The organism is Sphingobium sp. GW821-FHT02B05, assembly GCF_059421905.1.
In genome coordinates this window covers 337,603-362,678 of record NZ_JBWKVW010000003.1, presented here as the reverse complement: position 1 = coordinate 362,678, position 25,076 = coordinate 337,603, and the positions used below count along the sequence as shown (strand labels likewise).

General features: G+C 64.7%; 25 protein-coding genes. 10 read left to right on the top strand and 15 right to left on the bottom strand.

The window, feature by feature from the left end:
- Window positions 1-42 precede the first annotated feature (42 nt).
- Window positions 43-1,818, bottom strand: coding sequence for a DNA helicase RecQ (recQ, locus tag AC07UX_RS13980; RefSeq protein WP_495192604.1), 1,776 nt, complete (start codon window positions 1,816-1,818; stop codon window positions 43-45).
- Window positions 1,819-1,886: 68 nt separating this feature from the next.
- Complete coding sequence (locus tag AC07UX_RS13975) at window positions 1,887-2,207, bottom strand: hypothetical protein (RefSeq protein WP_495192603.1); 321 nt, start codon at window positions 2,205-2,207, stop codon at window positions 1,887-1,889.
- Window positions 2,208-2,243: 36 nt separating this feature from the next.
- On the opposite strand from AC07UX_RS13975, the gene AC07UX_RS13970 reads away from it, so the two are divergent.
- Window positions 2,244-3,368 (top strand): serine hydrolase domain-containing protein, encoded by a 1,125-nt coding sequence (locus AC07UX_RS13970; protein ID WP_495192602.1) that lies wholly within the window; start codon window positions 2,244-2,246, stop codon window positions 3,366-3,368.
- Window positions 3,369-3,423: 55 nt separating this feature from the next.
- Here the strand turns inward: AC07UX_RS13970 and AC07UX_RS13965 are convergent, their stop codons facing one another.
- From AC07UX_RS13965 to AC07UX_RS13940, 6 genes are all read right to left on the bottom strand, one after another.
- Complete coding sequence (locus AC07UX_RS13965; protein ID WP_495192601.1) at window positions 3,424-4,209, bottom strand: PhzF family phenazine biosynthesis protein; 786 nt, start codon at window positions 4,207-4,209, stop codon at window positions 3,424-3,426.
- Between the two features lie 459 nt (window positions 4,210-4,668).
- Window positions 4,669-5,760 carry a chorismate synthase gene (gene aroC, locus AC07UX_RS13960; protein WP_495192600.1) on the bottom strand — a complete coding sequence of 364 codons (1,092 nt, stop codon included), beginning with the start codon at window positions 5,758-5,760 and terminating at the stop codon, window positions 4,669-4,671.
- A gap of 49 nt (window positions 5,761-5,809) precedes the next feature.
- On the bottom strand, window positions 5,810-6,109 hold the full coding sequence (locus tag AC07UX_RS13955; protein ID WP_495192599.1) for a DUF2442 domain-containing protein: 300 nt from the start codon (window positions 6,107-6,109) through the stop codon (window positions 5,810-5,812).
- A 113-nt stretch (window positions 6,110-6,222) separates the two neighbouring features.
- A complete protein-coding gene (gene fabI / locus AC07UX_RS13950; RefSeq protein ID WP_093016935.1) occupies window positions 6,223-7,029 on the bottom strand; it encodes an enoyl-ACP reductase FabI in 807 nt (268 codons plus the stop codon).
- A complete protein-coding gene (locus tag AC07UX_RS13945; protein ID WP_495192598.1) occupies window positions 7,026-7,991 on the bottom strand; it encodes a YihY/virulence factor BrkB family protein in 966 nt (321 codons plus the stop codon). The genes fabI and AC07UX_RS13945 overlap by 4 nt, the downstream gene beginning before the upstream one ends.
- Window positions 7,992-8,008: 17 nt before the next feature.
- A complete protein-coding gene (locus AC07UX_RS13940) occupies window positions 8,009-8,923 on the bottom strand; it encodes a DnaJ C-terminal domain-containing protein (protein ID WP_495192597.1) in 915 nt (304 codons plus the stop codon).
- Window positions 8,924-9,105: 182 nt separating this feature from the next.
- Here AC07UX_RS13940 and pdxH point away from each other — a divergent pair, with 182 nt between their 5' ends.
- On the top strand, window positions 9,106-9,681 hold the full coding sequence (gene pdxH, locus AC07UX_RS13935; protein WP_495192596.1) for a pyridoxamine 5'-phosphate oxidase: 576 nt from the start codon (window positions 9,106-9,108) through the stop codon (window positions 9,679-9,681).
- Between the two features lie 169 nt (window positions 9,682-9,850).
- Window positions 9,851-11,182, top strand: a complete 1,332-nt coding sequence (locus tag AC07UX_RS13930; protein ID WP_495192595.1) for a dicarboxylate/amino acid:cation symporter — start codon at window positions 9,851-9,853, stop codon at window positions 11,180-11,182.
- Window positions 11,183-11,245: 63 nt separating this feature from the next.
- On the opposite strand, the gene AC07UX_RS13925 is transcribed toward AC07UX_RS13930, so the two are convergent.
- Window positions 11,246-12,130 carry a bestrophin family protein gene (locus AC07UX_RS13925; protein ID WP_495192594.1) on the bottom strand — a complete coding sequence of 295 codons (885 nt, stop codon included), beginning with the start codon at window positions 12,128-12,130 and terminating at the stop codon, window positions 11,246-11,248.
- A 169-nt stretch (window positions 12,131-12,299) separates the two neighbouring features.
- Here AC07UX_RS13925 and AC07UX_RS13920 point away from each other — a divergent pair, with 169 nt between their 5' ends.
- Together AC07UX_RS13920 and AC07UX_RS13915 are read left to right on the top strand one after the other, a co-directional pair.
- Window positions 12,300-13,613, top strand: coding sequence for a dicarboxylate/amino acid:cation symporter (locus AC07UX_RS13920; protein WP_495192593.1), 1,314 nt, complete (start codon window positions 12,300-12,302; stop codon window positions 13,611-13,613).
- Window positions 13,610-14,236 carry a Pr6Pr family membrane protein gene (locus AC07UX_RS13915; protein WP_495192592.1) on the top strand — a complete coding sequence of 209 codons (627 nt, stop codon included), beginning with the start codon at window positions 13,610-13,612 and terminating at the stop codon, window positions 14,234-14,236. The genes AC07UX_RS13920 and AC07UX_RS13915 overlap by 4 nt, the downstream gene beginning before the upstream one ends.
- On the opposite strand, the gene AC07UX_RS13910 is transcribed toward AC07UX_RS13915, so the two are convergent.
- The 3 genes from AC07UX_RS13910 to AC07UX_RS13900 form a co-directional block, all read right to left on the bottom strand.
- The gene (locus AC07UX_RS13910; protein WP_495192591.1) at window positions 14,199-14,768 is read right to left on the bottom strand and encodes an NADPH-dependent FMN reductase; all 570 of its coding nucleotides are present in this window, start codon (window positions 14,766-14,768) and stop codon (window positions 14,199-14,201) included. The two genes, AC07UX_RS13915 and AC07UX_RS13910, sit on opposite strands and share 38 nt — an antisense overlap.
- Window positions 14,769-14,829: 61 nt before the next feature.
- Complete coding sequence (locus tag AC07UX_RS13905) at window positions 14,830-15,012, bottom strand: hypothetical protein (protein WP_120251698.1); 183 nt, start codon at window positions 15,010-15,012, stop codon at window positions 14,830-14,832.
- Between the two features lie 5 nt (window positions 15,013-15,017).
- Window positions 15,018-16,307 (bottom strand): adenylosuccinate synthase, encoded by a 1,290-nt coding sequence (locus tag AC07UX_RS13900; protein WP_495192590.1) that lies wholly within the window; start codon window positions 16,305-16,307, stop codon window positions 15,018-15,020.
- 215 nt (window positions 16,308-16,522) lie between these two features.
- Here AC07UX_RS13900 and AC07UX_RS13895 point away from each other — a divergent pair, with 215 nt between their 5' ends.
- Entirely contained in the window at window positions 16,523-17,419 is an 897-nt protein-coding gene (locus tag AC07UX_RS13895) for an alpha/beta fold hydrolase (protein ID WP_495192649.1), read from the top strand.
- Here the strand turns inward: AC07UX_RS13895 and AC07UX_RS13890 are convergent.
- The 3 genes from AC07UX_RS13890 to AC07UX_RS13880 form a co-directional block, all read right to left on the bottom strand.
- Window positions 17,413-18,543 carry an ATP phosphoribosyltransferase regulatory subunit gene (locus AC07UX_RS13890; protein ID WP_495192589.1) on the bottom strand — a complete coding sequence of 377 codons (1,131 nt, stop codon included), beginning with the start codon at window positions 18,541-18,543 and terminating at the stop codon, window positions 17,413-17,415. The genes AC07UX_RS13895 and AC07UX_RS13890 overlap by 7 nt on opposite strands.
- 134 nt (window positions 18,544-18,677) lie before the next feature.
- Entirely contained in the window at window positions 18,678-20,258 is a 1,581-nt protein-coding gene (gene serA, locus AC07UX_RS13885; protein ID WP_495192588.1) for a phosphoglycerate dehydrogenase, read from the bottom strand.
- A gap of 128 nt (window positions 20,259-20,386) precedes the next feature.
- The gene (locus tag AC07UX_RS13880) at window positions 20,387-21,547 is read right to left on the bottom strand and encodes a phosphoserine transaminase (protein ID WP_495192587.1); all 1,161 of its coding nucleotides are present in this window, start codon (window positions 21,545-21,547) and stop codon (window positions 20,387-20,389) included.
- A 159-nt stretch (window positions 21,548-21,706) separates the two neighbouring features.
- Between AC07UX_RS13880 and AC07UX_RS13875 the strand changes: the two genes are divergently transcribed.
- The 4 genes from AC07UX_RS13875 to dapD all read left to right on the top strand — a co-directional run bounded on the left by AC07UX_RS13875 (window position 21,707) and on the right by dapD (window position 24,984).
- On the top strand, window positions 21,707-22,399 hold the full coding sequence (locus AC07UX_RS13875) for an extensin family protein (protein ID WP_495192648.1): 693 nt from the start codon (window positions 21,707-21,709) through the stop codon (window positions 22,397-22,399).
- A gap of 118 nt (window positions 22,400-22,517) precedes the next feature.
- Window positions 22,518-23,393: an LOG family protein gene (locus AC07UX_RS13870; RefSeq protein ID WP_495192586.1), complete on the top strand. Its 876-nt coding sequence runs from the start codon at window positions 22,518-22,520 to the stop codon at window positions 23,391-23,393.
- 83 nt (window positions 23,394-23,476) lie between these two features.
- The gene (locus tag AC07UX_RS13865; protein ID WP_495192585.1) at window positions 23,477-24,148 is read left to right on the top strand and encodes a pyrimidine 5'-nucleotidase; all 672 of its coding nucleotides are present in this window, start codon (window positions 23,477-23,479) and stop codon (window positions 24,146-24,148) included.
- Window positions 24,145-24,984: a 2,3,4,5-tetrahydropyridine-2,6-dicarboxylate N-succinyltransferase gene (gene dapD / locus AC07UX_RS13860; protein WP_495192584.1), complete on the top strand. Its 840-nt coding sequence runs from the start codon at window positions 24,145-24,147 to the stop codon at window positions 24,982-24,984. Before AC07UX_RS13865 ends, dapD begins: the two co-directional genes overlap by 4 nt.
- Window positions 24,985-25,076: the final 92 nt, after the last annotated feature.

The window sequence follows — 25,076 nt, the reverse complement described above, 5'->3', positions numbered from 1 at the left end:
CAGCGCCATGCGCTTTGGCCGGGCAGGTTTCAAGATATTTGGTCAGAGGAAAGGGCGGATCGCGGCGAGAAAGGCATCGCCCCAGGCGTCCAGCTTCTTTTGCCCGATGCCGCTGACATGGCTCATTTCGCGGATGGACGACGGACGCTGTTCCGCCATTTCGCGCAGGGTCGAATCGTGGAAGATGACATAGGGCGGCACCCCGGCCTCCTGCGCCAGTTCGCGGCGGCAGGCGCGAAGGGCGTCGAACAGCGGATCCCCGACCGGGTTCGCATCGGCGCCGTTGCGGGCGCTGCGCTTGCTGCGCCGTTCGCGCCTGGGCGGCATGAGGATGCGGACTTCCTCCTCCCCGCGCAGGATCGGCCGGGCGTTGGGGCCGAGCATCAGCCCGCCATGTTCGGTCGTTTCCAGCGCATCGCGCACCAGCAGCGCGCGCGACACCGGGCGCAGCAGCGCAACCTCCTCCCCCGCGACGATGCCATGGACGGAGATGCGGTCGTGGCCGCGCTCGCGAATCTTGTCGTTGGGCGTAGCGGTCAGCACCGCTTCGATATGGCCGGCGCCAAAGCTCTGGCCAGTGCGATAGACGGCGGACAGATATTTGCGCGCCGTTTCGGTCGCATCGACGCTGGCGGGCGGGGTCAGGCAATTGTCGCAATTGCCGCAGGTGGCGGGTGGATGCTCGCCGAAATGGCGCAGCAATATGGCGCGGCGGCAGGTGGCGGTTTCGACCAGCGCGCCCAAGGCGGCGATCCGGGTGCGCTCGCCCTGCTGGCGGCTTTGTTCCAGTTCGGCGATGCGCATCCGGGCGCGGGCGAAATCCTCCGCGCCCCAGAAGAGATGCGCAACCGCCGGTTCGCCATCGCGGCCGGCGCGGCCCGATTCCTGATAATAGCCCTCGATCGACTTGGGCAGGCCCGCATGGGCGACGAAGCGCACGTCGGGCTTGTCGATGCCCATGCCGAAGGCCACGGTGGCGACCATCACCATATCTTCGCTGGCGATGAAGGCGGCCTGATTGGCGGCACGCACCGCCGGCTCCATGCCGGCATGGTAAGCGCGCACGGCCCGCCCGCCCCGCCCCAGCGTTTCGGCGAGCTTCTCGGTGGCGGCGCGGGTCTGGGCATAGACGACGCCGGGGCCGGGATTGGCGGCGACGAGATCGGCCAGCTGGCGCGTCAGACCATCGCGCGGATGGACGGCGTAACGGATATTGGGCCGGTCGAAGCCGGAAATGATGAGGCCGTCGCGCGGGATGCCAAGCTGGACGAGGATATCCTCGCGCGTGTGCGCGTCGGCCGTGGCGGTGAGCGCCAGGCGCGGGACATCGGGAAATTCGTCCAGCAACGGACGCAGCAGGCGATAGTCGGGGCGGAAATCATGGCCCCATTCGGACACGCAATGGGCTTCGTCGATGGCGAAGAGGGCAATCTTCGTGGCGCGCAGCAGGTTGCGGAAATTTTCCTGACTGGCGCGTTCGGGCGCGACATAGAGCAGGTCGAGATCGCCATTGCGCAGGCGATCCTGCGTTTCGCGCCAGTCGGCGTCCACGCTGGTCAGGCTGGCGGCGCGCAGGCCCACCGCATTGGCGGCGCGCAACTGGTCGTGCATCAGCGCGATCAGCGGCGACACGACGATGCAGCAGCCATCAAGCGCGGCGGAGGGAAGCTGGTAGCAGAGCGACTTGCCCGCGCCGGTCGGCATGATCGCCAGCGTCGGCCGCCCCGCCATGACGCGGCCCACCACCTGTTCCTGCACGCCGCGAAAGGCGGTGAAACCGAAAATATCGTGGAGAAGCGTGGAGATGTCGCGCGCCATCGGGCGGCCTTAGCGGGTGCAGGGCGACGGGGCTAGGGGGTTGGATAGGATTGCACGAAGACTCCCTATCACCCCACAGGGTCGAGCAGGCAGCCCCAGCCGGGTTTGAACCGCGCCGTCCGGCTCGCGAGCAACGGCACGCTGGCCTGAACGGCGCGCTGGTCGGGCAAGTCGGTCAGCCGTACCAGACCCATGCCCGGTTCCTTGTCGTCATTGCAGCTGCCCATGGCGCGGCCTTCGACATAGCGACAAGAGCAGCCGAGGCGCGCGCCATAGGCGGCACCGAGCCGCGCGCGAGCGCTGAGCGCCGTCCAGTGCCAGGCGAGCGCGCCGAGCAGCGCCAAAACGAGCACCCCGGCCAATATCCACCATTTGCGTCGAACCAGCATGGTCCTTTTCGAATCCCTTCTGTAAGGGCGCGGCTTATGCAGATCGATAGTCGAATCGTAAAGCGCCTTGGGCTGGCGCTGGGGGTGGCCGGTGTCGTCGTGGCGGGCACGCTGGCCAGCCGCGCGGCGCCCGTGGCCGACCCCGTCTATCGCGTGTCCAGCGACACGGTGGTGGGGGCAAGCGCGCTGCGCGGAGCGATCGACCCCTTGTTCGATGAAGATGCCATGGGGCAGACGCGCGCCCTGCTGGTGATGCGCGATGGCAAGGTGATTGCCGAACGCTATGCCCCCGGTTTCGGGCCGGAGACGAAGCTGCTGTCCTGGTCGATCGCCAAGAGCGTGACGGCGGTGCTGGTCGGCCTGATGGTGGCGGACGGGCGGCTGGCGCTCGACATGCCGGTGCCGGTCGCGGCCTGGAGCCAGCCGGGCGATCCGCGCGGCAAGATCACGCTGCGGCAATTGCTTCAGATGCGGTCGGGGCTGGACCATGTCGAGGATGGCGAGCCGATCACCAACGGCGACACGGTTCGGATGCTGTTCATGGCTGGCGCGCAGGACATGCGCGCCTATGCCGAAGCCAAGCCGTTGGCCCATCCGCCCGGCGCGGTTTTCTCCTATTCCACCGGCAGCAGCATCATCTTGTCCGACCTGATGACGCGGATGCTGACCAACAGCGGCGATCCCGATGTGCGACGGCGGGCGATGCAGATGTTCATCGACGGGCGGCTGAAGGCGCCGGGCAAGCTGCCCAGCCTGACGCCCGAATATGATGCGGCCGGCACGATGATCGGCGGCAGCATGCTGCACATGACTGCGCGCGATTATGGACGCTTTGGCGAATTGCTGCGCAATGACGGGCGATCGCCCAACGGGCATCAGATCTTGCCGGAAAAATGGGTCGATTTCATGCGGGCGCCCTCCCCGCGCAACCCAGCCTATGGCGCGCATCTGTGGCTCAATCGGGACAGCAGCGAAAGCGCGCTGATGCCGGGGCAGGCGCCTGCCAGCCTGTTCGGCTGCGTCGGGCATAATGGGCAATATATATTGATATCGCCCGCCCAGCGGCTGACGGTCGTGCGGATCGGCATGTCGCCGCACAAGGAACAGCGCGCCGCCGTGCGGGGCGCGCTGGCGAAATTGATCGGGCTGTTCCCGGGGTAAGTCCCTGCGCCTTGCCCATGGGTTCTCGACAAGCTCGACCCAAGCGGGCGGTATGTCAGAAGAAAAACCGCCCCTCGATCACCGTACGGCATCGGCCGGTGAGGATGACCCGGTCGCCCGCCAACGTACAGCCAAGCCGACCGCCACGGGCCGAGGCCTGACAGGCGCTGAGGACCGATTTGCCCAGCCGATCCGCCCAGAAGGGAACGAGCAGGCTGTGGGCGGAGCCGGTAACAGGGTCTTCATCCACGCCGCCGCCGGGCACGAAGACGCGACTGATGATGTCGCTGTCGTCGCCGGGCGCGGTGGCGATCAGCATGACGTCGCCAAGCCGCTTCAATGCGGCGAAGTTCGGTGTCAGCGCGCGGACCGCTGCGGCGTCGGGGAAGAGGAAGAGGCTGTAGCCGCCATCGCGCCAGTGGGATTCGATCGGCTGGCCGCCAAGGCCGGCGGCAAGATCCGGCAACGCCATGGGCGCCATGGGCCAGGCCGGCAGCGACAGCGCATAGCCATCCCCGTCGCGGGTCACGGTCAGGATGCCGGACTGGCGGGTGCGGAAGCGGATCGAATCGCCACCGATCAAGACATGGCCGCTCGCCAGCGTGGCATGACCGCACAGCTTCACCTCCACGGTGGGCGTGAACCAGCGGAGTTCGTAATCGGCCTCCGGGTCTTCGTGCGTCGGCACGGTGAAGGCGGTTTCGGACAGGTTGTTTTCTTCGGCGATGGATTGCAGCGTGGCGTCGTCCAGCCAGGCATCGAGCGGAATGACCGCGGCAGGATTGCCGGTGAAGGGTGCGTCGGCGAAGGCATCGACCTGGGTGAAGGGCAGGCTGGTCATGGGCATATCCTGTTGGCTGTGACGCCCCGTGATGCCCCGCACGCCGGCACGGAGACAGGGCCGCAGGCGTGGCAATGGCCTTAGACGGACATGAAATGGGCCAGCCATGTCGCCATGGCTGGCCCGTGTCGCGGCTTTGAGGGGACGGTTTGACCGTCAATCCGCGCTTTTTCATCGCAGCGTTTTTGCAAGAAAAACGCATGGATGCGTGGTGACGCTCCCCAGGCTTACGCTCTGCCGCTCGCCCTCCCGCGGGCGATGACCGTCATCATAGCGTAACAGGGGCGAGTCGTCTCGCCCTCCACGAAGATTGGGCGCGCGATTGGCGCGGTTCGGCGATTCCCTGCATCATCCGAATAGCGCTGCGCCATCGGTTTCCCGGCTTCATGTTTATCCCGAGCGCCTACCGCAGGCGGTCGGTCGAAGGGCCCGAAACGAACGGACGATTCGTAACAGAGCTTATTCGGCCCGATCGCCGCACTGGGCGCGGTGGAGCAGCTTCTGGTCGGCCAGCACCAGCGCCATCATTGCCTCGACCACCGGGACGCCGCGTATGCCGACGCACGGGTCGTGGCGGCCCTTGGTGATGATTTCCGACGCCTCGCCTTCGCGCGTGACGGTTTCGACCGGGATCAGGATGGAGCTGGTCGGCTTGAAGGCGATGCGGACCTTGATCGGCTGGCCGGTGGAAATACCGCCTGCAATTCCGCCAGCATGGTTGGCAAGGAAGACTGGTCCGTCATGGGGCTGTTCGGGATTGGGGCGCATCGGGTCCGCATTCTGCTCGCCGCGCAGACGGGCTGCGGCGAAACCGTCGCCAATCTCGACACCCTTGACCGCATTGATGCTCATCATCGCGCTCGCCAGTTCGCTGTCCAGCTTGGCATAGAGCGGCGCGCCCCAGCCGGCGGGCACGCCGCTGGCGACGCATTCCACGACCGCGCCGATGGAAGAGCCGTCCTTGCGCGCGCCATCGACCAGCGCTTCCCAACGAGCAGCGGCAGCCGGATCGGGGCAGAAGAAGGGGTTCTGGCCGATCTGCGAGGCGTCGAAATTGGCGTAGTCGATCGCATCGCCGCCGATTTCGCTGACATAGGCGAAGATATCGACTTCGGGGATGACGGCGCGGGCGACGGCGCCGGCCGCTACCCGGCTGGCGGTTTCGCGGGCGGAGGAACGGCCGCCGCCGCGATAATCGCGAAAGCCATATTTGGCGTCATAGGCATAGTCGGCATGGCCGGGGCGATAGGCCTTGGCGACGTCCGAATAATCCTTCGAGCGCTGGTCGGTATTTTCGATCATCAGGCTGATCGGCGTGCCGGTGGTGCGCCCTTCGAACACGCCCGACAGGATGCGGACCTCATCGGCCTCACGCCGCTGGGTGGTGAATTTGGAGGTGCCGGGCTTGCGCAGATCGAGCCAGGGCTGAATATCCGCCTCGCTCAATTCCAGGCCCGGAGGACAGCCATCCACGACCGCGCCTATGGCAGGACCATGGCTCTCGCCCCAGGTGGTGAAGCGGAAAACGCGACCGAAACTATTGAAACTCATTCTGCTGCTTCACTATCCCAATCGGAGCCGAACCGCTGCGCCATATAGCCTATGCTGCCGAACGGCCAGCCAACAGTCCTTCGACGCTCAGGTCAGCATCCAGTTCTTCCCAATGCAGGCCGAAACCGGCGCCGGCAATCTCGACCTGATCCAGTTGGTCGGCACGCGCATGCTCCAACCCTTGCGCCAGGGCCGCAGGGAAGGAGAAGGTGGCGCCGCTCACCAGGTCGATGACGATATGGCCGCTGTCCCGGTCGTAGCGCGCAGCGCGGGCGCGCGGCTCGATCGCCAAATCAAGCTCACCACGTATCACGGCCTCGTCGAACTGGGACTGGGTCAGTTCACCCATGAACGTCCTACCACCTTTCAAGCAGATAATCGCGCTTTTCTCGCACGATTTCCAGCACCCGTCGACTCTCGCGCCGATCGGCTCCGACGATCCGCACGACCGCCGACGCGCCCTCACTTGTCCAGCGCGATGTCCGGTGCGTCTTCGGCCTTCATGCCGATGACGTTATAGCCCGCATCGACATGGTGGATTTCGCCGGTGACGCCAGATGCTAGGTCGGACAGCAAATAGAGGCCCGCCCCGCCCACATCCTCGATCGTCACGTTGCGGCGCAGCGGCGAGTTCAGCTCGTTCCACTTGAGGATATAGCGGAAGTCGCCGATGCCGCTGGCCGCGAGCGTCTTGATCGGGCCGGCCGAGATGGCGTTGACGCGGATATTTTCCGGGCCAAGGTCCATCGCCAGATATTTGACGGAGGTTTCCAGCGCCGCCTTGGCCACGCCCATGACGTTATAATGGGGAATGACCTTTTCCGCGCCATAATAGCTCAGCGTCAGCAGGCTGCCGCCGTCCTTCATCAGCTTGCGCGCGCGCGCCGTCACGGCGACGAAGCTATAGACCGAAATGTTCATGGTCAGCAGGAAATTGTCGAGGCTGGTGTCGGCATAAAGGCCGCGCAGCTCATTCTTGTCGGAAAAGCCGATGGCGTGGACCACGAAGTCCAGCTTGCCCCAGCGCGCCTCGATCTCCGCGAAGGCGGCATCCAGCTTGTCCATGTCGGACACGTCGCAGTCGATCAGGAAATCCGACCCGACCTGCTCCGCCAATGGGCGGACGCGCTTGGCGAGGGCATCGCCCTGGTAGGAAAAGGCGAGTTCCGCGCCCTGTGCGTGCAGTTGCTGGGCGATACCCCAAGCCAGCGACTTGTCATTCGCCAGCCCCATGATCAGCCCGCGCTTTCCTGCCATCAAGCCTGTCATAATCTTATTCCGTTCCCTTCGTCCTGCGCGATCGGCTGCTCATCCTCTTCGGGGAATTCCGCCAGCGCCGCGTTCAATTCCGCGCCAATTACCACGCCAAGCCCGACGAGAAAGAAAAAAATGAGGGTGATCATGACACCGGCAAGACTGCCATAGGTCCGGCCATAGCCGCCCAGCAGCGACAGGGTGGGCGGCAGCAGGAGCGTGGTGCCATACCACCAGAGCGACGTCGCCACCGCGCCCGGCCATTTGGGGAAGCGGCGCGCCTTGTAGGCGGTGGGGGTCAGGGCCACGAACAGCGACCAGAGAGCGACGCACAATATCCCCATCGGCACCAGTTTGGCCGAGGCGACCAGCCCGATCGCCTGGTCCGCCCAGGGCAATATCTGATGCAGGAACTGGTCGATGCCGGTTATCGCGACCTGAAGCGAGAAAGCGAACATCACCAGGAAGACGCTGACCAGCGTGATCCCGATAGCGCCCAGGCGATAGCGCCAGAAGGGCTTGGTACTTTTGGTGCCATAGGCACGGCGCAATATGTCGCGGATCGTTTCGATCAGGCTGCCCACGGTCCACAGGCCCACGACGCCGCCCAGCCAGAGCAACGGACCGCTGCGCGCGGTCAGCACATCATTGATCGGCTGGCGCACCACATCGGCGACACCGCGCGGCACGGTGGTGAGAAAGGCGTTGACCGCCTGCACCCCATCTTCAGTGCGGCCAAAGATGCTGGCCACCGCCGCTGCGACGATGAAGAAGGGGAACAGCGTCATCAGCGACAGATAGGCAAGGTTTCCTGCATGGATGAAGCCGTCGCTATAGGTACCCACGGCCACGCGCCTGGCCACTTCGAAAACATGCGATCCCGGCCGGACCCGATCCATCTGACGATGGAAACGGGCGCGCGCCTCCTGCGCCATTTCACGACGTTGTTCGGGCGACAGGGGCGATGGCATCGGCATCTGCGCGCCCTAACGCATCAGACGCCCAGATGGGCGCGCACGGCCCGCTGGTCCTGCCAGCTTTCGACCAGTGCCTGGATCGCGGGATCGTCTGCCGGCACGTCGATCTGGAGCGTGACGAGCTGGTCGCCGCGCTGGCCATCCTTGCCGGTGAAGCCACGCCCGCGCAGGCGCAGCGTCTTGCCCGACGTGGCGCCGGGCGGCACGCCCAGCATCACCGGGCCATCGACGGTCGGCACTTTGACCTTCCCGCCCGTCACCGCTTCATCCAGGGTGATGGGCAGGTCGAGCAGCACATTGTCGCCATCCCGCCTGAAGAAAGGATGCAGCTTCACATCGATCGTGACGATCGCGTCGCCCGCGCCGCCGGGGCCAGCCTGCCCCTTGCCCGAAAGGCGCATCTGCGTGCCCGTCTCGACGCCGGCGGGCAGTTTGAGGTCGATCGTCTTGCCGTCCTGCAACGTGATGCGCTGCGGCGCGAGGGTCGCGGCATCGACGAACTGGACAGCCAGGCGATAGGTCACATTGGCGCCCTTTGGCGGTGGCGCCTGCCGGCCGAAACCGCCCCCGCCAAAGCCGCCCCCGGCACGACGCCCTGCGCCGCCGAACAATCCTTCGAAAATGTCGCCGAAGTCCGCGCCGCCGGATTCAAATCCGCCACCGGACGAACCGCGCCCGCCACCGCCGCCAAAGCCGAAAGGCGCAGCCGGATTGCCGTCGCCGTCAATTTCGCCGCGGTCGAACCGGGCGCGCTTATCCTTGTCGGACAACAGGTCATAGGCGTTGGTGACAGCGGAGAATTTGTCCGCCGCCTTGGGGTTGTCCTTGTTCTTGTCCGGGTGAAGCTCCTTGGCGAGCTTGCGATAGGCGGACTTGATTTCCGCCTCGGTCGCGCTGCGGGTCACACCCAATAGGGAATAGGGATCGGCCATTTTCTTACCTGTTGCACAAAAGCATCACTTGGCGACTATGTGGACGATGCGGCCCCGACATTCAAGCTGCGGATGGCAAGAAGAGGTCGGCCGGAAGCCAAGGATAGAAGATGATGGCTAGGCATGCGCCGACGGTGTGTCCCCTTATCGACAGTTTCGCGCGCCTCCCCTAGAGCATGGGCATGACCGATCCCTTCGCCCTTTTCGACGACTGGTACGCGCAGGCGCGCGACACCGAACTCAACGACAGCAATGCGATGGCGCTGGCTACCGCCGATGCCCGTGGGCGGCCATCCGTCCGCATGGTGCTGCTGAAAGGGCATGGCCCTGACGGTTTCGTCTTCTACACCAATTTCGAGGGGCGCAAGGCCGGCGAGTTGCTGGACAATCCCCATGCCGCCCTACTGTTCCACTGGAAATCGCTGCGCCGCCAGATCCGGATCGAGGGATCGGTCGGCCCGGTCGACGATGCCACCGCCGACGCCTATTTCGCCACGCGCAGCCGCGACAGCCAACTGGGCGCCTGGGCGTCCGACCAATCCCGCCCCCTGCCCGATCGCGCCACCTTCATGGACCGGTTCGAAAGGGTAAGCGCGCGATTCGAGGGCGGCCCGGTGCCGCGCCCGCCGCACTGGTCGGGCTTTCGCCTGACGCCTGAGCGGATCGAATTCTGGCAGGATCGCGAACATCGGCTGCACGAGCGCCGCCTGTTCGAACGGACCGGAAACGACTGGTCCGAAGGGCTGCTCTACCCCTGATATCCTGACGCGGGCCATAGAAACGGGGCGTGGAAAGGCGCGCCTGCTTCGTCTTGTCTTACGTGCGTGGATGCGGCCCCGATTGCGGGCACTCCATGCGCCTGTTAGGTGTCGGCCTGACAGACGGATAATGAAGCGGGGCACGTTCTTGGGCCTCCAGAGGAATTTGATGCGAAACAGACTGACGGCCTTCATCCTCATCGGCATGGTCCTGGGGGTGATAACGGGCTTCGTGGCCAATCAGATGGTCGGCGGCGATGCAACGCTGGCGAAGGATGTGGCAGGTTATTTCCACCTGCTGGCCGACATCTTTCTCCACCTTATCAAGATGATCATCGCGCCGCTGGTCTTTTCCACGCTGGTCGCGGGTATCGCCCATATGGGCGACAGCGCGGCGCTGGGGCGGATCGGCGGGCGCGCGCTCGCCTGGTTCATCATCGCCAGCCTGATCTCGCTGACCCTGGGCCTGATCTTCGTCAATTTCTTCGCGCCGGGCGACGGCCTCAACCTGGTCCGCTCCGGTGCGGATGCGGGCGTGAATACCGAAGCGCTCAACTTCCGCGACTTCATCCTGCATGTCTTCCCGACCTCCATGATCGGGGCGATGGCGGACAACCAGATCCTGCAAATCGTCGTCTTCTCGCTGTTCGTGGGCGTCGCGCTCACCGCCATCGGCGACAAGGGCAAGCCGATCATCACCCTCATCGAGGCGATGGTCGAACTGATGTTGCAGGTGACGGGCTATGTCATGCGCGTCGCGCCCTTCGCGGTGTTCGGCGCGCTGGCTTCGTCCGTGACGGTGCAGGGGCTGGGCGTGCTGAAGACCTATGGCGCGCTGGTGGGCGAATTCTACATCGCCCTCATCTGCCTTTGGGTGCTCCTGTTCTGCGCGGGCGCGATTTTCCTGGGCAAGCGGATGTTCAAGCTGATCCGCTATGTGCGCGAACCGATCCTGATCGCCTTCTCCACCGCCTCGTCCGAAGCGGCCTATCCCAAGATGCTGGAGCAGCTCGATCGTTTCGGCATTCCGCGCCGCATCTACAGCTTCGTCCTGCCGCTGGGCTATTCGTTCAATCTGGACGGGTCGATGATGTATTCGACCTTCGCGACGATCTTCATCGCGCAGGCCTATGGCATCGACCTGCCGATCGCGACGCAGATCACGATCCTGCTCGTGCTGATGGTGACCAGCAAGGGCATCGCCGCCGTGCCGCGTGCGTCTCTGGTGGTGGTCGCCGCGACGCTGGGCCAGTTCGACCTGCCGGTCGAAGGCATCGCCTTCATCCTGGCGGTCGATCACTTCATGGACATGGGCCGCACCGCCACCAACGTGCTGGGCAACGCCATCGCCACCTCGGTCATCACCAAGTGGGAAGGCATGCTGGAGGTCGAGGAACCGATCGACGTCGCGCATCCCAAGGCGCCGGCGCATGGCACCGCCCATGGCCGGGCGGGTTTGGAACTGGCGCCCGACATGGTGGACGACAGCCGCAAGGTTTGAAGACCCCGCCTGCCACCATAAGGAAAACGCCTCCGTTCCTGGTGAACGGAGGCGTTTTCGTTTCTACCAGAGGACGCCGCGTATCGGCGTGATCGGTTCGGGTGCCGGGTCGCCGATCGATTGCAGCAGGTCGATCTCGATCGTGCGGCACATGGCGGTCAGCGGCACGTCATGGACGCTGTCGGCAAAAGGATCGGTCAGGTCGTCGCCGATCCGCAGCACCGACATGAACATGAAGCCCGCCACCGTCGAGCCGAGCGGCGTTGCAAAGCCCAGCGATTCGACCAACCCGATCGGCAGCAGGATGCAGAACAAATGGGTGAAGGCGGTCGGGATGAAACGATATTGATAGGGTAAAGGCGTGTTCTTCAGCCGCTCCATGCCGCCCTGCGCATTGGCGATATCGACCAGCACGGCCTCCATCTGGCTCTGCTGGATGGTGTCGATCCAGCCTTCGCGCCGGGCCATGTCGATGCGGCGACCGGTGCTGTCGAGCAGGCCGTTGGCGGGATTGGCGCGGGCCAGCGCCTTACCCTTGTCCACATCCCGCAGCAGCCCCGTCACATCCTCGCCGATCGGCTGCCGCCGCAGCTGGCAACGCAGCGCGTTCACATAGGCGATCTGCCGCTTGACGATCTCGCGCTTCAGATCCTTCGCTTCCGGATCGGGCAGGAAGTTGCGCGTGGCGCGCGAAAGGCTGCGCGAGGCGTTGATCATTGCCCCCCACAAAATGCGCCCTTCCCACCAACGCTGATAGCTGCTGTTCGACCGAAAGCCCAGAAACAGCGCCAGCGCCGAACCGAAGATGGTCAGCGGCAGCGAGGGCGCCTTGAAGGGCAGTACATAATAAGTGATCGTCACGGCACAGTCCCAGATGAACAGCGCCGTCAGCGGCTTCCACACTTCAGATGCGATCCTGCGCATGCTGGGAACGGCATCGACTATCATGCAAAACTCCTGATGATGAACCGGCGCAACGCCTAAAGGCCCGGAAATGCTCCCTTGATGCCATAGCGAAACGAAACATTGCTGCGACTGCAACCTGCGCAGTTGCGGGTCGTTACACAACAATCACGGGAGGCGGGCCATCGGGACACGGGCCAGCGGGAGACAAGGCATGAGCAGCGACGCGGCCGGCGCCGGCGAAAAGAAAGCGGCCCTGTCGCTCCAATGGCAGATGCTGGGTGGCTTCCTGACCGGGCTGATCGCGGGTCTTGCCGTCTATATGGTCGCGCCCGATGCGCGCTGGGTCGATGCCGTCACCACCTATGTTACCGGGCCGATCGGGCAAATATTCCTGCGGCTGCTGTTCATGCTGGTCATACCGCTGCTGGTGTCGGCGCTGATCGTGGGCATTGCCGAAATGGGCGAGTTGCGGTCGCTGCGCCGGGTGGGCTTGCGCACGCTTGTCTATACGCTGATCGTGTCGGGCATCGCGGTGGCCGTAAGCTTGTTGCTGGTCAACCTGCTGCGCCCCGGCGCCGGGGTCGATCCCGCGCAGGCGCAGGCCCTGCTCGCCGATGCGGGGCAAGGGGCCAAGGCGATCCTCGACCGGGGCGGCGAAACGCCATCGGGGATGGAAGCGCTGCTGAACATCATACCGCAGAACATCATCAAGGCGATGGCCGACAATGATATATTGGCGGTGATGGTCTTCGCCCTCTTCTTCGGCATCGGTCTGGTACTGGTGCAGACGAAGGAATCCAAGCTGTTGCTGAACGCGATGGAGGGCCTGTTCGAGGTGACGATGCGGCTGATGGGCATCGTCATCCGACTGGCCCCGATCGCCATCGCCTGTTTCATGTTCAACCTCGCCGCGCAGTTCGGCTGGGATCTGCTCATTCGCCTGTCCGCCTATGTCGGCGTGGTGCTGCTGGCCTTGGCGCTCCAGATGTTCGGCGTCTATTCGCTGCTGATCGCCTTTGTCGCGCGCCGGTCGCCGCTACGCTTCTTCGCGGCGGTGCAGGAAGCCAGCGTCATGGCCTTTGCCACCGCCTCCTCCAACGCCACCTTGCCCACCGCCATCCGCGTGGCGGAAGAGAAGCTGCACCTGCCACGCCGCATATCCCGCTTCGTCCTGACCATCGGCGCGACCGCCAACCAGAACGGCACCGCGATGTTCGAAGGCATTACCGTGATCTTTCTCGCCCAGTTTTTCGGCGTGGATTTGTCGCTGGGCCAGCAATTGATGGTGATGCTGGTGTGCATATTGGGCGGGGTCGGCACAGCCGGCGTGCCGGCCGGATCGCTGCCCGTGGTGGCGATGATCCTGGGCATGGTCGGCGTGCCGCCCGAAGGAATAGGCCTGGTGCTGGGCGTCGACCGCTTCCTTGACATGTGCCGCACCGCGCTCAACGTGACGGGCGATCTTGTCGCTGCTACCGTGATCTCCGCAGGCGAGGATGACGGGCGGGAGGAGGCGCGGGCGTGACCGGAACAGCAGGGCGGATCGGGGCGGGCATCGTCGCGCTGACCGCATTGGCGGGGCTGGGGGTGCAGTTCGACGCCACGTTGGCGCAGACCGGATCGGTCGGCGCAACGCTGTGGACCCTGCTGCGCTTCTTTACCATCTGGGCCAACATATTGGTCGTCTTCACATTCGGGCCGATCGCAGCCGGGCGGCATGTGTCGGCTCGCCGGGTGGGCGGCACGGTGCTGGCGATCCTGCTGGTCGGCATCATTTACGGCCTGCTGCTGCGCGGGCTTTTGTCACTGAGCGGTGGCGCGTTGCTGGCCGATACGCTGCTGCATAAGGCGACGCCGCTGCTGGCGCCGCTCTGGTGGATCGGCTTTGCGCGCAAGGGGCGGCTGGACCGTCGCGATCCCTGGATCTGGGCGATATTTCCGGCAGCCTATCTGCCCTACGCCCTGCTGCGCGGCATGATGGAGGGGGCCTATGCCTATCCCTTCATCAACGTGGCGAAGCTGGGATGGGGGCAGGTCGCGATCAATGCGCTGCTGATTGCGACCGGCTTCGTGCTGGCGGGCTATGCCCTGGTCTGGATCGACGGCCGGTTCAGCGGGCGGCCTTCGCGGCTTCGCCCCACCAGATAAGGGTCTTTGCAAAACCGGCGAAACCCCGTTCCAGCGCCGCGCCGCTATCCCCCTGCGGCTGCGCCTGCTCATCCAGCGTTTGGCCGATCTGACCGACGCTGAGGCGCTCCGGCACTACCGCCATGCCCATGGCCGACAGCGTCACCGTCCAGTCGGCATGGCTGTTCACCCCGGCAAAGCGCCCCATCGAATAGCTGGCGATGGCGGCAGGGCGGCGATCAAATTCCTTGAGATAATGATCGACCAGATTTTTAAGGCCCGGCTGCATGCCGCGATTATATTCGCCCGCCACGAAGACGAAGGCGTCGGCGACGGAGAGCCGGTCGGCCAGTTTCGCCATGGCGGCAGGCGCCTCGCCAGCCGGATAGTCGCTGTAGCGCAGGTCGAGCATGGGCAGGTCGACCGCCTTGGCGTCGACCAGTTCCGCCTTGTGGCCCAGCCCTTCGAATCCCCGGACCAGATAGTCGGCCAAGCGGATACCGAGCCGACCCCGGCGATAGGAACCGTAAAGGACGAGGATGTCGAGCGCCATGCGAAGCCTTTCCTGTTGTGATGGAACGGCTTGTCGCACCGGCGCCCGGCAACGTCCACTCCTACCGCAGCTTGGCGATGTTCAGCCCATCTTCCTTGGCGCGGGCCTTGGTCGATTCCTCGCTGCGGGTCAGCGCCTTGGCGATCGCCTTCAGCGCCATGCCCTTCTTGGCCAAGGTGTGCAGCTTCTGGATCTCATCCTGCGTCCAGGGCTGCTTGTGCCGTTCGAAACGATCGCCTGCCATCGGGATCAATCCGCGAAGGGATCGCGGACGAGGATGGTGTCGTCGCGTTCCGGCGAAGTGGACACGAGCGTGACCGGGCAACCGATCAGCTCTTCGATGCGGCGGATATATTTGATCGCCTGCGCCGGCAGTTCGGCCCAGCTCCGCGCGCCGGCCGTCGTGTCCTGCCAGCCTTCGATATCTTCGTAGATCGGCTCCGCCTTCGCCTGGTCCTGCGCATGGGCGGGCAGATAATCGAACGTCTGGTCGCCGATCTTGTAGCCGACGCAGATTTTGAGCGTATCGAAGCCGTCCAGCACGTCCAGCTTGGTGAGCGCGATGCCGGTCACGCCCGAAACCGCGACCGACTGGCGCACCAGCACCGCGTCGAACCAGCCGCAACGGCGCTTGCGGCCGGTGACGGTGCCGAATTCATGGCCGCGCTCGCCCAGCCGCTGGCCGGTGGCGTCGTCCAGCTCGGTCGGAAACGGGCCGGAGCCAACGCGCGTGGTATAGGCCTTCACGATGCCCAGCACGAAGCCAGCCGCATTGGGGCCAAGGCCGGTGCCGCTCGCCGCCGTACCCGCCACCGTGTTGGACGATGTGACGAACGGATAAGTACCATGGTCGATGTCGAGCAAGGTGCCCTGCGCCCCTTCGAACAGGATGCGCTGGCCCGCTGCCTTCGCCTTGTTCAGCGTCAGCCAGACGGGCTTCACGAAGGGCAGGATGAAGGCCGCGATTTCGGTGAGGTCTGCCATCAACTGCACGCGATCGATCGGCGCTTCGCCGAAACCGGCACGAAGCGCGTCATGATGGGCGGTCAGGCGGTCGATCTGGAGGTCGAGATCGTCGAGATGCGCAAGGTCGCAGACGCGGATGGCGCGGCGGCCGACCTTGTCCTCATAGGCCGGGCCGATGCCGCGACGGGTGGTGCCGATCTTGCCCGCGCCAGACGCATCTTCACGCAGGCCGTCAAGGTCGCGGTGGAAGGGCAGGATCAGCGGGCAGGTTTCGGCAATCTGAAGATTTTCCGGCGTGATCTCGACGCCCTGCCCCTTCAGCTTGGCGACTTCATCGTGGAAGTGCCAGGGGTCGAGCACCACGCCATTGCCGATGACCGACAACGTGCCGCGCACGATGCCCGAGGGGAGCAGAGACAGCTTATAGACCTTCTCGCCCACCACCAGCGTATGGCCGGCATTATGGCCGCCCTGAAAGCGCGCGACGACATCGGCCCGTTCCGACAGCCAGTCGACGATCTTGCCCTTGCCTTCGTCGCCCCACTGAGCGCCGATCACGGTCACATTTGCCACAGATACAGTCCTCCGCCCGCCGCGCGGACCGGCCATGCCCTTCGACGGGACTCGGCATGCCGGTGGGATAAATGGACGCGGTGCGTCCTGCGGGCCGCGCGTTACCCGCGTGCGGGCGGCGCGTCAAGGCAGCAGGGCCATTACACTTTGATACAGCGTGACGGCTTTACCTGGACATGCGGCGGAACGATCATGGCAGGGAAGTGGATGAGATGATGCGCGAACGATTTTCCCTGTTGCTGATCCCCGCCCTGCTGACGGCAGGCGCCGCCGACGCGCAGACGATGCGCGAGCGATGGGCCGCGCGCATGACGCAGGGGCAGCAGCCCGCAACCGGCGGTCAGGCCATGGCCTATGGCAAGGACGCGCTTCAGTCGCTCGGCTATTGGCGCGGCAGGGGTGCAAAGCCGCCGCTGGTCATCTTCGTTCATGGCGGCGGGTGGAAGCGGGGCAGCAAGGACAATGCGACCGGCGCGGCCAAGGTCGATCATTATACCGGCCTTGGCTATGCCTTTGCGTCGATCAACTATCGGCTGGTGCCTGCCGCGACGCTCGAACAACAGGCGCAGGATGTGGCCGATGCGGTGGCTTATCTGCGGCGCCAGGCGTCGACGCTGGGCTTCGATCCCGACCGCATCGTGCTGATGGGCCATAGCGCGGGCGCGCATCTGGTGGCGCTGGTCGGCACGGACATGCGCTATTTCGCCAAGGCGGGGCTGAAACCCGATGCCGTGAAGGGCATCATCCCGCTCGACGGCGCGGCCTATGACGTCCCCCGACAAATGCAGGATGGCAACCGCTTCATGGCCGACACCTACGAACAGGCGTTCGGTACCGATCCGGCCCGACAAAGGGCATTGTCGCCGACGCAACAGGTCGCCCGCCCCAACGCCCCCGCCTTCCTCATCCTGCATGTGGACCGGCAGGACGGTACCGCACAGTCGGAAGCGCTGGCCAAAGCGCTGAACGCTGCGGGAACGCCGGCGCAAATCCAGGCGCTGGAAGGGCGCGGGCTACGCGGGCATATGCAGATCAACCGGTCGATGGGCGATCCCGATTATGCGGGCACGACAATCGTGGACGACTGGCTGAAACGCATTTTCGCTCAGTAAGCGCGCGGTTCGCCGCCATCCAGCCAGTGCGAGCAGCGCTGGGCCGCGCCATCCTCGCCTTCCGACAGAGCCGCGACCGTGTGCCAGCCTTCCGCGCGCAACGCTACAGCACGCGCCGCATCATGGCCCAGCGGAAGGAACAGGCGCCTGGGCGCTTCGCCACCGAAGCCAGCGTCGATCAGCGGATCGGGATAGAGCGAAAAGCCCATGGCCGGCTCGTCCGCCCCGTCCGCCCGCGCGATGGCGTAGCTGCCGCCGCGACCGATCTCGCCGATGAAGCCTTCGGCAAAGATGGAGAAGCCGAACCAGTTCTGAAATTCGAAGCCATGCCGTTCGGTCGGGTCGAGCGTGAGGGTGATGTCCCAGCCGATCGGCTTGGCGATGGCACGCAAGCCCGCGATGCGGCTCTCGATCGCGCCACCCACTTGCGCGTTCAGCGCTTCCAGTCGGTCCATCGCGGCGTGGAACGGGCCGGTGGCTTCCATGAGCGGCAGATAGGCGGCCGCTGCGGGGCTGATTGCGACCAGCGCGCCGGCATCCTTGGCATCCAGTTCGGCGCGCACCGCTTCAATCTCATTGACAGCAAGCGGCAATGGCCCGGCGGCCAGCGCGTCGATCAGGTCGGGCAAGGTGAAGTCGATGGTGATGCCGGTCACGCCGGCGGCCTGCAAAGCCTCGATCGCGATATTGACGATCTCGACCGCGGCGGCGGCACTGTCGCTGCCGATCAGTTCGGCGCCCAGTTGGAGCTTTTCGCGCTCCGGGCGAAGCTGGCTCGCTTTTTGGCGGATGACCGGGCCGGCATACGACAGGCGCAGGGGGCGCGGCGCGGCACTAAGCCGGGTGGCGGCGATGCGGCCGACCTGCGCCGTCATGTCCGGGCGGAAGGCCAGGCTGCGCTGCGAGACCGGATCGACGGCGCGGACCAGATCCTGCGCGCGCATCGACTTCAACCGCTGGGTCAGCGTATCCTCGAACTCCGCCAGCGGCGGCATGACCCGTTCATAGCCATGGGTCGCCACCGTATCCAGCACGCGGCGCGTCAGGCGCGCGGAGGCTTCGGCCTGCGGCGGCAGGCGATCGGAAAGGCCTTCGGGAAGAAGGCTTGGCGGGATCATGGTCATGGGACAGGCCCTTTAGCGGAAATTTGGGGCTAGGCCATCCCCAACTCCGTTCGGTTCGAGCCTGTCGAGAACTGTTCTCGACGGACGCTTCTCGACAAGCGCGAAGCTGCTCGAACCGAACGGTAAGGTTTGCTTTACGCGAAGCGCAGCAGCTTTACCTGCTTGACGCCGGTGAGGTTGCAGATTTCCCAGCGCAGCGGTTCGGTCACGGTGCCATCGACCGACAGCAGCAGCACGGCTTCACCGCCCTGGTTGCGACGGCCCAGATGGAAGGTGCCGATATTGACGTCCGATTCGCCCAGCTTGGACCCCAGGCGACCGATGAAGCCCGGCGCGTCCTGGTTGACGATGTAGAGCATCGTGCCGTCCAGATCGGCTTCCACCTTGATGCCGAACAGTTCGACCAGCCGCGGCTGGGCGTGGCCGAACAGCGTGCCGGCGACCGAACGCTCGCCACTTTCGGTGGTGACGGTGACGCGCACCAGCGTCTGATAATCGCCTTCGCGGTCATGGCGCACTTCGCGCACGTCAAGGCCGCGTTCCTTCGCCAGGAACGGCGCGTTGACCATGTTCACCGTGTCCGAATAGACGCGCATCAGGCCGGCGAGAACGGCGGCGGTGATGGGCTTCTGGTTCAGTTCGGCGGCATGGCCTTCCACTTCGACGGCAACGCCGCTGATCTGGTCGCCTTCAAGCTGACCGATCAGGCTGCCCAGCTTTTCCGCCAGCGCCATATAGGGCTTGAGCTTGGGCGCTTCTTCGGCGCTGAGCGACGGCACGTTCAGCGCATTGGTGATGCCGCCATCGAGCAGATAATCGGACAGCTGATCGGCGACCTGCAACGCCACATTGACCTGTGCTTCGTCGGTCGATGCGCCCAGATGCGGGGTGCAGATGAAGTTGGGGGTACCGAACAGAGGCGATTCCTTGGCCGGCTCGGTCTGGAACACGTCCAGCGCGGCGCCCGCGACCTGGCCCGAATCCAGCGCGTCCTTCAGCGCGGCTTCGTCGATCAGGCCACCACGCGCGCAGTTGATGATGCGCACGCCCTTCTTGGTCTTGGCCAGATTTTCGCGGCTCAGGATGTTGCGGGTCTGGTCGGTCAGCGGCGTGTGCAGCGTGATGAAGTCGGCCTTGGCCAGCAGCGTGTCGAGGTCCGCCTTTTCCACGCCCATTTCGATGGCGCGTTCCGGGGTCAGGAACGGATCGAAGGCGACGACCTTCATCTTGAGGCCCAGCGCGCGGGTGGCGACGATCGAGCCGATATTGCCGGCACCGATCAGGCCCAGCGTCTTGCCGGTGACTTCCACGCCCATGAAGCCGTTCTTGGGCCACAGGCCCTGCTGCGTCTGGGCATTGGCTTCGGGCAGCTGACGGGCCAGCGCGAACATCAGCGCGATCGCATGTTCGGCGGTGGTGATGGAGTTGCCGAACGGCGTGTTCATCACGATCACGCCCTTGGACGAGGCATAAGGGATATCGACATTGTCGACGCCGATGCCGGCGCGGCCGATGACCTTCAAATTGGTTGCGGCGTCGAGTATTTCCTTCGTCACCTTTGTGGACGAACGGATGGCAAGGCCATCATAATCGCCGATGATGGCGATCAGTTCTTCGGGGGTCTTGCCGGTGATGACATCGACATCGACGCCGCGCTCCTTGAAGATTGCGGCGGCGCGGGGGTCCATCTTGTCGGAAATAAGAACCTTGGGCATGACGAATTGCCTTTCTGTGCAATTCGTCATCCTGACGAAAGTCAGGATCTCAGGAGGCTATGCTTGTGCCTGGAGGCCTGAGATCCCAGCTTTCGCTGGGATGACGGGAATATGAAGGAAGAAGTGAGTTAAGCAGCCTTCACGGTCGCATAGGCCCAGTCGAGCCAGGGACCGAGCGCTTCGATATCCGCCGTATCGACGGTCGCGCCGCACCAGATGCGCAAGCCCGCCGGGGCGTCGCGATAGCCAGCGACATCATAGGCGGCGCCTTCCTTTTCGAGGAGGGCGGCGAAGGCCTTGATGAAGGCTTCGTCGGCGCCTTCGACAGTCAGGCAGACGCTGGTCTTCGACCGCGACGCTTCGTCGACGGCCAGGTGGCCGAGCCAGTCGCGTTCCGCGACGATCTTGCCGAGCGCCGCCGCATTGGCGTCGCTGCGCGCGATCAGGCCGGCCGAACCGCCCAGCGACTTGCCCCATTCCAGCGCGAAGATGGCGTCTTCGACCGCCAGCATGGAGGGGGTGTTGATGGTTTCGCCCTTGAACACGCCTTCGGCGAGCTTGCCCTTCGCCATCAGGCGGAAGACTTTCGGCAGCGGCCATGCGGGGGTGTGGGTTTCCAGGCGCTCGACGGCGCGGGGGCCGAGGATCAGCACGCCATGGCCCCCCTCGCCGCCCAGCACCTTCTGCCAGGAGAAGGTGGCGACGTCGATCTTCGCCCAGTCAATGTCATAGGCGAACACCGCGCTGGTCGCGTCGGCGAAGGTCAGCCCTTCGCGATCCGCCGGGATCCAGTCGGCGTTCGGCACGCGCACGCCCGACGTGGTGCCGTTCCATGTGAACAGCACGTCGGTGCTGAAATCGACGGTCGACAGGTCGGGCAACTGGCCATAGTCGGCGCGGATGACGGTGGGGTCGAGCTTGAGCTGCTTGGCAGCGTCCGTCACCCAGCCTTCGCCGAAGCTTTCCCAGGCCAGCGTCGTCACCGGGCGGGCGCCCAGCATGGTCCACATCGCCATTTCGAACGCGCCGGTGTCGCTGCCGGGCACGATGCCGATGCGATGGGTGTCGGGCAGGTTCAGCAGCTCGCGCATCAGGTCGATGCTGTAGGCAAGGCGGGTCTTGCCGATCTTGGCGCGGTGCGAACGGCCAAGCGACTCGGTGGCCAGCTTGGCGGCATCCCAGCCCGGAGGCTTGGCGCAGGGACCGGAAGAGAAAAAGGGGCGGGCCGGACGGGCTTCAGGCTTTGCGGCAGGCGCAAGGGTGGCGTCAACGGCAGTCAGATCAGTCATGTATGCTTCTCCTTACAGAGAGCTGCGCGGCGTTGGGACCGCGTGGCCCGTCGGCCGCACTAATGTCGGCGGAAAAAGAGTCAAGCCGTTTGTCGAAATGCGACGAGCTGCATTGCCGGTTAACTTTCGTAAAGATTCGCGATGGTAAACATCCGATTCATGGAAGAGCGGGTGACAGAAACGGGTTTTCTGCGCGGCGCGGCCCTGGCCGCCGCCTGTGCGATGATGCTGAGCGCGTGCAGCGGAGACCTGGTGCCACGCGGGCGTATAGCGCGCGCGCCTGCGCCGCCGGCGAAACCGGTGCGTGCGCCTGCGCAACCCGCGATGGAAACACGCCAGTGCTTTGCGAAACTGACGTCGCAGGCGGTGGCGTTCACCCCCTTGCCCGACCGGAATTTCGGTGGCGGATGCAGCGCGGTCAACAGCGTCAAACTGATCGACATCGGCGTGCCGACGACCGGCATCGGCGCGATCACCTGCAACCTGGCCGCCAATTTCGCGGCCTGGGCGAAATATGGCGTGCAGCCCGCCGCGCGCGTCATCTTCGGCGCTGAGATCGAGAAGATCGAGACGTTCGGCACCTATAATTGCCGGCCGATCGCGGGCAGCGGCAAGCTGTCCGAACATGCGCACAGCAATGCGATCGACGTATCCGCCTTCGTCCTGTCCGACGGCCGGCGCATCAGCATCCAGAAGGATTGGGACGGCGACCGGCAGACGCGCCAGTTCCTCAAGATCGTCCATGCCAGTGCGTGCAAGCGGTTCAATACCGTGCTCAGCCCCGACTATAATGCCGCGCATCACGACCATTTTCATTTCGACATGGGCGGGCGCGGGGGTTTCTGCCGCTAAAGTGGCGGGGCGGCTTTTGCCGCCGAGCGGCGGGGGCGGTTAGATCACGAGGCCACCCCATGAATTTCGCACCAATCCGCGCTTGGTTTTGTCACGGCCCGACACTAAGTTGGTGCAAATGACGAAAAAAGAAATCGAAGAACGCAAATTCCGCCCGGCCCGCGAAGAGGCCCATGACGCCAAGAAGCAGCTTGGCACCCCCCAGACACAAAGCGCGGCCTACAAGCTGGCCTTTCAGGATAATGATTTCCTGCTGCGCGAAGACCTGCGCCCGGTGCGGTTTCAGCTGGAATTGCTCAAGCCCCAGTTGCTTATGGATGAGGCCAAGATCGAATCGACCTTCGTCTTCTACGGCTCCGCGCGCATCCCGGAACCGGATCAGGTGCAGGCGCGGATCGACGCTGCGACCACGCCCGAACAGAAGCGCATCGCCCAAAATCTGGGCGCGAAAGCCCGCTATTATGAAGAAGCGCGCAGGCTGGCGCGAATTTCGGCGCAATATCCCGTCAATGCGCAGGGCGGTCGCCATTTCGTGGTCTGTTCGGGCGGTGGCCCCTCGATCATGGAAGCGGCCAATCGCGGTGCGCGCGATGTCGGCCAGACCACGATTGGCATGAACATCGTCCTGCCACATGAGCAGGCGCCCAACCCCTATGTCACGCCGGAACTCAGTTTCCAGTTCCACTATTTCGCGCTGCGCAAGATGCACTTCCTGCTGCGCGCCCGCGCATTGGCGGTCTTCCCCGGCGGCTTCGGTACGTTCGACGAGATGTTCGAGCTGCTGACGCTGATCCAGACCGGCAAGATGAAACCCATCCCGATCCTGCTGTTCGGCAAGGATTTCTGGACTCGCGTCATCGATTTCGAGGCGCTGGCCGACGAAGGCGTGATTTCGCACAGCGACCTTAACCTGCTCACCTGGGTCGAAACGGCCGAAGAGGCGTGGGACGCGGTGCAGGCCTTTTATCAGGACAGCGAAACGCCAGGCCACTGAGCAAACAGGATAGATTAAAAAGCCCGGAGCGATGCGGAGCCGGAGGCCTTGCCCTCATCCCCTCATCGCTTTAGGGCGCGGCCATGCACGGTGACCTCGCCCATGTCGACACCTGGATCTTCGATCTGGACAATACGCTCTATCCGGCGAAGGCGGACCTGTTCGCGCTGATCGACGTGAAGATGGGCGAGTTCATACAAGGTCTGCTGGGCTGTGACCCGGTCGTGGCGCGGCAGACGCAGAAGCGCTATTTCATGGACCATGGCACGACGCTGTCGGGCCTGATGCACCATCATGGCATCGAACCGGGCGCCTTCCTCGACTATGTCCATGATATTTCGATGGACCGGCTGGAGGTGGACGCCACGCTGAACGCCGCCATCGCCGCCCTGCCCGGCCGCCGGCTGATCTTCACCAACGGCGACGCCGCCTATGCCGGCCGCGTGCTGGACAGGCTGGGCCTGGCCGGCGCTTTCGAGCTGATCCACGACATCCACGCCTGCCAATATATCCCAAAGCCCGACCCGTCGGGCTATGCGGAATTGTGCCGGGTCCATGGCGTCGATCCGACCCGCGCCGCCTTTTTCGAGGATATGGCCCGCAACCTGAAGCCCGCCAAGGCAATCGGCATGACGACCATCTGGGTCAACAACGGTTCCGAAGCGGGCAATCACGACCATCATCCCGATTTCATCGATTTTGAAACCGACCATCTGACGCCATTTCTGACGAAAATCACTGGGGAAGCAGCATGAGCCAAGACCTGATCGCCACCATCGACGCCGCGTGGGAAGACCGCGCCAACGTCAACCTCCAGACCCAGGGTGACGTGCGTTCGGCCGTCAACCAGGCGCTGGCCCTGCTCGACAAGGGCGAGCTGCGCGTGGCCGAGCCGACCGCAGAGGGATGGCAGGTCAACCAGTGGGCGAAAAAGGCCGTGCTGCTCTCCTTCCGCCTGAACGACAATGTCCTGATCGACAATGGTCCGGGCGCGGGCCATTGGTGGGACAAGGTGCCCAGCAAGTTCGCCGGATGGGACGAGGCCGCCTTCCGCGCCGCCGGTTTCCGCGCCGTGCCGGGCAGCTTCGCCCGCGCCGGCAGCCATATCGCCAGGAATGTCATCCTGATGCCCAGCTTCGTCAACATCGGCGCCTTCGTCGACGAAGGGACGATGGTCGATACCTGGGTGACGGTGGGCAGCTGCGCCCAGATCGGCAAGAATGTCCATCTGTCGGGCGGCGTGGGCATCGGCGGCGTGCTGGAACCGTTGCAGGCCGACCCGGTCATCATCGAGGATGATTGTTTCATCGGCGCCCGCTCCGAAGTCGTCGAAGGCGTGCGCATCGGCAAGGGGTCGGTCCTGTCGATGGGCGTGTTCATTGGCATGTCGACCAAGATCGTCGACCGCGCCACCGGCGAAGTGTTCGTCGGCGAAGTGCCGCCCTATTCGGTCGTCGTCCCCGGTTCGCTCCCCGGCAAGCCCCTGCCCGACGGCACGCCCGGCCCCAGCCTCTATTGCGCCGTGATCGTCAAGCGCGTGGACGCACAGACGCGGTCGAAAACCGGCATCAACGAACTACTGCGCGATTGATATTTTCTCCGTTCGGTTCGGGCGGGGCGAGAAACGAGTGGTGCAGGCCGCCTCTCGACCCCGCTCGAGGCGAACGGATATTCGCTGTCACA

Coding starts and splice junctions, on each gene's coding strand:
- serA (WP_495192588.1), bottom strand. CDS start 20,258: ATGCCCAAGGTTCTTATTTCCGACAAGATGGACCCCCGCGCCGCCGCA.
- aroC (WP_495192600.1), bottom strand. CDS start 5,760: ATGAGTTTCAATAGTTTCGGTCGCGTTTTCCGCTTCACCACCTGGGGC.
- AC07UX_RS13945 (WP_495192598.1), bottom strand. CDS start 7,991: ATGCCGATGCCATCGCCCCTGTCGCCCGAACAACGTCGTGAAATGGCG.
- pdxH (WP_495192596.1), top strand. CDS start 9,106: ATGACCGATCCCTTCGCCCTTTTCGACGACTGGTACGCGCAGGCGCGC.
- AC07UX_RS13875 (WP_495192648.1), top strand. CDS start 21,707: ATGGAAGAGCGGGTGACAGAAACGGGTTTTCTGCGCGGCGCGGCCCTG.
- AC07UX_RS13905 (WP_120251698.1), bottom strand. CDS start 15,012: ATGGCAGGCGATCGTTTCGAACGGCACAAGCAGCCCTGGACGCAGGAT.
- AC07UX_RS13940 (WP_495192597.1), bottom strand. CDS start 8,923: ATGGCCGATCCCTATTCCCTATTGGGTGTGACCCGCAGCGCGACCGAG.
- recQ (WP_495192604.1), bottom strand. CDS start 1,818: ATGGCGCGCGACATCTCCACGCTTCTCCACGATATTTTCGGTTTCACC.
- AC07UX_RS13970 (WP_495192602.1), top strand. CDS start 2,244: ATGCAGATCGATAGTCGAATCGTAAAGCGCCTTGGGCTGGCGCTGGGG.
- AC07UX_RS13920 (WP_495192593.1), top strand. CDS start 12,300: ATGAGCAGCGACGCGGCCGGCGCCGGCGAAAAGAAAGCGGCCCTGTCG.
- AC07UX_RS13955 (WP_495192599.1), bottom strand. CDS start 6,109: ATGGGTGAACTGACCCAGTCCCAGTTCGACGAGGCCGTGATACGTGGT.
- AC07UX_RS13965 (WP_495192601.1), bottom strand. CDS start 4,209: ATGACCAGCCTGCCCTTCACCCAGGTCGATGCCTTCGCCGACGCACCC.
- AC07UX_RS13870 (WP_495192586.1), top strand. CDS start 22,518: ATGACGAAAAAAGAAATCGAAGAACGCAAATTCCGCCCGGCCCGCGAA.
- AC07UX_RS13890 (WP_495192589.1), bottom strand. CDS start 18,543: ATGACCATGATCCCGCCAAGCCTTCTTCCCGAAGGCCTTTCCGATCGC.
- AC07UX_RS13865 (WP_495192585.1), top strand. CDS start 23,477: ATGCACGGTGACCTCGCCCATGTCGACACCTGGATCTTCGATCTGGAC.
- AC07UX_RS13910 (WP_495192591.1), bottom strand. CDS start 14,768: ATGGCGCTCGACATCCTCGTCCTTTACGGTTCCTATCGCCGGGGTCGG.
- AC07UX_RS13880 (WP_495192587.1), bottom strand. CDS start 21,547: ATGACTGATCTGACTGCCGTTGACGCCACCCTTGCGCCTGCCGCAAAG.
- AC07UX_RS13975 (WP_495192603.1), bottom strand. CDS start 2,207: ATGCTGGTTCGACGCAAATGGTGGATATTGGCCGGGGTGCTCGTTTTG.
- dapD (WP_495192584.1), top strand. CDS start 24,145: ATGAGCCAAGACCTGATCGCCACCATCGACGCCGCGTGGGAAGACCGC.
- AC07UX_RS13925 (WP_495192594.1), bottom strand. CDS start 12,130: ATGATAGTCGATGCCGTTCCCAGCATGCGCAGGATCGCATCTGAAGTG.
- AC07UX_RS13930 (WP_495192595.1), top strand. CDS start 9,851: ATGCGAAACAGACTGACGGCCTTCATCCTCATCGGCATGGTCCTGGGG.
- AC07UX_RS13895 (WP_495192649.1), top strand. CDS start 16,523: ATGCGCGAACGATTTTCCCTGTTGCTGATCCCCGCCCTGCTGACGGCA.
- fabI (WP_093016935.1), bottom strand. CDS start 7,029: ATGACAGGCTTGATGGCAGGAAAGCGCGGGCTGATCATGGGGCTGGCG.